The 2,819-nt window shown below is 67.4% G+C and carries 2 protein-coding genes; one reads left to right on the top strand and one right to left on the bottom strand.

Translation table 11 applies throughout. The features are described 5' to 3' along the window. Window positions 1-384: 384 nt before the first annotated feature. Entirely contained in the window at window positions 385-714 is a 330-nt protein-coding gene (locus tag ACFVGY_RS32790; RefSeq protein ID WP_385684546.1) for a ferredoxin, read from the bottom strand. Between the two features lie 265 nt (window positions 715-979). Between ACFVGY_RS32790 and arc the strand changes: the two genes are divergently transcribed. Then, complete coding sequence (arc, locus tag ACFVGY_RS32785) at window positions 980-2,746, top strand: proteasome ATPase (protein ID WP_385684543.1); 1,767 nt, start codon at window positions 980-982, stop codon at window positions 2,744-2,746. Window positions 2,747-2,819 lie beyond the last annotated feature (73 nt).

The following is a 2,819-nucleotide window of genomic DNA, read 5'->3' as shown; positions in this document are numbered from 1 at the left end:
CCTCGATCCGCCTCGGCCCCCGGGCCGTGGACCCGCCGGCGGCGGCGGGCGCGTGGCCGGTCCCCCGGTAGACGTCGGGGGGGGGGCGGCCCGCGGCCCCCCCCGGATCCGGCACCCCGCCCCACGCCCTCTACGTACTCGCCCAAGACGCGGCAGAAGGCGCGCGACCCCGGGTCGTCGCCACCCTCCTCGACACCGCACGCCGCCAGACCGCCACCGACCTCACGATCCGTGACGGCACCATCACCGCGCAGCTCCTCGGCTACTCCTCACCCGAGGTCCCCCGCTACAGCCCCGACGTGAAACAGCTCGCCAAGTGGCGCTGGAGCGGCGGAAAATTCCGCCAGGAGCTGACGCAGTCGCCCGCCGGGAGTGTTTGAACCGTCACTCCGCGTCGGGGCCGTACACCTCGACCCCGTCCGCTGCGCGCCTCACGTGGATGCAGTCGCCCGGGCAGTCCTTCACCGAATCCACCACGTCCTGAAGCAGCGGCAACGGAACCGGAGTGCTCGCCCCCGGCTCCACCAGCAACTCGTCCTCGGGGCTCTTCACGTACGCCAAACCATCGATGTCCAGCTCGAACACCTCCGGCGCGTACTGCACGCAGATCCCGTCACCGGTGCACAGGTCCTGATCGATCCAGACCTCCAGCGGCTCCCCGGCCCGCCCCGCGCCGTCGACGCCCCCGCCGGTTGCCTCCTGCTGCACGGTCATATCTCCTGCCGTTCCTGCCCTGAATGATCCGCTCCCCGCCACGCATCGGCGGCAAGTCGCGCCCGCGCTGGCGGGTGTTGAACTCCTCGACCTTACAACCGGCTGCTTTCCGATGTTGAAGGGTGGGTATTCACCTGGCGTGAGGGAGTACGCAAGGGTGAAGATCGGACACACCTCTACCGTCTTTGTGATCTAGGGGTTTCAATCACCACCAGCCCAGGTAGGGTCAGGAAGCGTCCAGCTCCCCTTGGAGGAGGTGAGGACCGTGGCAGCCCACGACGACGACATCAACCGCGGCATCCGGCCGGGGCGCGGGTCTGAGGACCCCGCCGGCCAGGTTGCCTATCTCGAGCAGGAAATCGCCGTCCTGCGACGTAAGCTCGCCGACTCTCCGCGACACACGAGGATTCTCGAAGAGCGGATCGTCGAGCTCCAGACAAACCTGGCCGGCGTCTCCGCACAAAACGAACGACTGGCAAATACCCTCCGTGAGGCACGCGACCAGATCGTCGCCCTCAAGGAGGAAGTCGACCGGCTCGCACAGCCGCCGGCCGGATTCGGTGTCTTCCTGCAGGCGAACGAGGACGGCACCGTCGACATCTTCACGGGGGGCCGCAAGCTCCGCGTGAACGTCAGCCCCAGCGTCGACCCGGACGAGCTCCGGCGCGGCCAGGAAGTCATGCTCAACGAGGCCCTCAACGTGGTCGAGGCCATGGAATTCGAGCGGGCCGGGGACATCGTCACCCTCAAGGAGATCCTCGAGGACGGCGAGCGCGCCCTGGTCATCGGGCACACCGACGAGGAACGGGTGGTCAGGCTCGCCGAGCCGCTGCTGGACGCCACCATCCGCCCCGGCGACGCCCTCCTGCTCGAACCCCGCTCCGGCTACGTCTACGAGGTCGTCCCCAAGAGCGAGGTCGAGGAACTCGTCCTCGAAGAGGTCCCGGACATCGACTACGACAAGATCGGCGGCCTGGGCGACCAGATCGAGCTGATCCGCGACGCGGTCGAGCTCCCCTACCTCTACCCCGACCTGTTCAAGGAGCACGAACTGCGGCCGCCCAAGGGCATCCTGCTCTACGGCCCGCCCGGCTGCGGCAAGACGCTCATCGCCAAGGCCGTCGCCAACTCCCTTGCCAAGAAGGTCGCCGAGGTCACCGGCCAACCCGCCGGAAAGTCCTACTTCCTGAACATCAAGGGCCCCGAGCTCCTCAACAAGTACGTGGGCGAGACCGAACGGCACATCCGCCTCGTCTTCCAACGCGCCCGGGAGAAGGCCGGCGAGGGCACCCCCGTCATCGTCTTCTTCGACGAGATGGAATCCCTCTTCCGCACCCGCGGATCCGGAGTCAGCTCCGACGTCGAGAACACCATCGTCCCCCAGCTCCTCGCCGAGATCGACGGCGTGGAAGGCCTGGAGAACGTCATCGTCATCGGCGCCTCCAACCGCGAGGACATGATCGACCCGGCGATCCTCCGGCCCGGCCGCCTCGACGTGAAGATCAAGATCGAGCGCCCCGACGCCGAAGCCGCACGGGACATCTTCGCCAAGTACCTCAAGGCCTCGCTGCCCCTGCACGCCGACGACCTGGCCGAACACCAGGGCTCGCCCGACGTCGCCGTCCACAGCATGATCCAGACCGTCGTCGAGCAGATGTACGCCGAAACCGAGGAAAACCGCTTCCTCGAGGTCACGTACGCCAACGGCGACAAGGAAGTCCTGTACTTCAAGGACTTCAACTCCGGCGCGATGATCCAGAACATCGTCGACCGGGCCAAGAAGATGGCCATCAAGGCCTTCCTCGAACACAACCAGAAGGGCCTCAGGGTCTCCCACCTCCTCCAGGCCTGCGTGGACGAGTTCAAGGAGAACGAGGACCTGCCCAACACCACCAACCCCGACGACTGGGCCCGGATCTCCGGAAAGAAGGGCGAGCGGATCGTCTTCATCCGCACCCTCGTCACCGGAAAGCAGGGCGCAGACACCGGACGCTCCATCGACACGGTGGCGAACACCGGCCAGTACCTCTGATCGGAGGGCGGGGGGGGGGGGGGGGGGGGCGGGGGCGCGCCCCGCCCCCCGAGGAGAGGAGAACACAACCCCG

Origin of the sequence: Streptomyces sp. NPDC127106, from assembly GCF_042677605.1 — a bacterium.
Classification (GTDB): Bacteria; Actinomycetota; Actinomycetes; order Streptomycetales; family Streptomycetaceae; genus Streptomyces.
The sequence above is the reverse complement of the archived record's forward strand: the minus strand, read 5'-3'. Positions and strand labels throughout refer to the sequence as shown.